Source organism: Enterobacter sp. T1-1 (assembly GCF_000710795.1).
GTDB lineage: Bacteria > Pseudomonadota > Gammaproteobacteria > Enterobacterales > Enterobacteriaceae > Enterobacter > Enterobacter cloacae.
Genome location: NZ_JALW01000131.1, coordinates 1 through 431 on the forward strand (window position 1 = coordinate 1; position 431 = coordinate 431).

The window sequence follows — 431 nt, forward strand, 5'->3', positions numbered from 1 at the left end:
TGCCAGTCGCTCGAACGTATCTGCGAACTGGACGATCTGCCGAATCTCATCGGCCTCATCCGGCGGTGCTGCATCAGTCGACGCGCCAATCAGGATGTAATCTCCATCCCGCGCCGTTGCGTACTCGGTCCATATCGTGTTTTTAACAACGAGCTCCCGGCCAAGGTCACCGATTTTTGCAGAGAGTCCGCCCTGGTAGTCGCAGAGGATAGCGATCGGCGCTTCCCACCCGTACGGCTGACCTCCGCCGTCGGTATCGCTACCTTCGGCATCGCGTATGCGCCGCCAGACTGTCGCCGTCGCGGTATAGCTCCAGTTTGCTACCGAAGACATCAGTCATCCCTCCATCGCAACACAACAGCGCCTGTAGCCTGTATGCGAGGGCAGTTAATCATCCACTGCCCGGCACCGATCTCGTATGCCGTCTTCTG

The 431-nt window shown here is 58.9% G+C and carries 1 protein-coding gene; it reads right to left on the bottom strand.

Going from position 1 to position 431, the window contains the following annotated elements; translation table 11 throughout:
* A partial coding sequence (locus AK59_RS0123450) for a hypothetical protein (RefSeq protein WP_029883964.1) occupies positions 1 to 333 on the bottom strand: 333 nt, incomplete at its 3' end.
* Between the last annotated feature and the right edge of the window lie 98 nt (positions 334 to 431).